The 1,455-nt window shown below is 69.8% G+C and carries 2 protein-coding genes; both read left to right on the top strand.

What is annotated here, in order from left to right; all coding sequences use genetic code 11:
* Positions 1-806: thiamine pyrophosphate-dependent enzyme (locus AB0O00_RS39270; protein WP_363659457.1), on the top strand; the 806-nt coding region annotated here is incomplete at its 5' end.
* 89 nt (positions 807-895) lie between these two features.
* Positions 896-1,339 carry a nuclear transport factor 2 family protein gene (locus AB0O00_RS39265; protein ID WP_363659456.1) on the top strand — a complete coding sequence of 148 codons (444 nt, stop codon included), beginning with the start codon at positions 896-898 and terminating at the stop codon, positions 1,337-1,339.
* The last annotated feature ends 116 nt before the right edge of the window (positions 1,340-1,455 follow it).

Raw genomic sequence — 1,455 nt, 5'->3', positions numbered from 1 at the left:
ACGCCGTCCTGATCGTCGGCACCTACGTCTTCCCCGAGGTCTTCCCCGAACTCGCCAGCCCCTTCCGCGACGACGCCCGCATCGTCCACATCGACCTCGACGCCTACGAGATCGCCAAGAACTTCCCGGTCGAGATCGGCCTGGCCGCCGACCCCCGGCTGACCCTGGAAGCACTCGCCGGCGAACTCGCCCGCCGCGGCGCACCCGCCACCACGGCCCCGCCCGCGCCGCGCCCCATGCCGCCCCAGGTGGGGCCCGAGAGCCTGATGGAGCACTTCGCCCGCGAGCTGGCCCGTCAGGCACCCGGCAACCTCGCGGTGTTCGACGAGGCCCTGACCTCCTCCGCCCCCATCACCCGCCACCTGCCACCCCGCATCCCCGGCACCTACTTCCAGACCCGCGGCGGCTCCCTGGGCGTGGGCATCCCCGGCGCCCTGGGCGTCAAGCTGGCCCGCCCGGACCTGCAGGTCGTCGGCTTCACCGGCGACGGCGGGAGCATGTACACCATCCAGGCGCTGTGGACCGCGGCCCGCCACCACATCGACGCCAAGTTCGTCATCTGCAACAACCGCCGCTACCGGCTGCTCGACCTCAACATCGAGCAGTACTGGAAGGAACTGGGCATCCCGCGGCACGCCTACCCCGACGCCTTCGACCTCTCGCGCCCCGACATCCGCTTCGCCGACCTGGCCGCCTCCCTCGGCGTGCCCGGCATCCGGGTGGACAAGCCGGAGAACGTCGCCGAAGCCGTACGCGCCCTGCTCACCCACGACGGCCCGTTCCTGGTCGACCTCATCACCGAATGACCTCAGCACCGAATGACCTCAGCACCGAACGGCCTCAGCACCGAACGACCACAGCACCGTATGACCTCGTCACCGAACAAGGAGCACCCGTGTCCGCGACCCAGACCCGGCCCACCCGGGCCGCCCTCGAACAGTTCGCCAAGGACTGGTACACCGCCCTCGACCGGCACGACCCGCTGGAGCAGGTGACCGCCTACCTCGCCGAGGACGGACTGGTCATGAACTTCCCCGAAGGCACCTCCCGCGGCCTGGCCGCCTTCGCCGACTGGTACGACAAGGTCACCCGCACCTTCTTCGACGAGGAGCACACCGTCACCTCGGTGGAGATCGACCGCGTCGAAGGCACCCGCACCGTGCTCAAGGTCGTCGTCAACTGGCAGACCAAGGTGTGGAACCCGCCGCAGGCCCGCAGCGTCTGGAAGGGCTTCGACGCCTACCAGACCTGGACCGTGGACACCGCCGGCGCCACCCCGCGCATCCTCACCTACACCGTCGACGCCCTCACCGCGATGCCCGGCTCCCCGCAGCTGTGACCCCCCCCCGGCCGGCCGCCCCCCCCCCCCCGGGCGCCCCCCCACCCCCCCCCCACCCCCCCCCGACGCCCCACCAAAAAAAAAACGCAATTTAAACTAATTATAAAAAAAACAAT

Source organism: Kitasatospora sp. NPDC093558 (genome assembly GCF_040683475.1).
GTDB lineage: Bacteria > Actinomycetota > Actinomycetes > Streptomycetales > Streptomycetaceae > Kitasatospora.
This window is presented reverse-complemented; position numbering and strand designations above follow the sequence as displayed.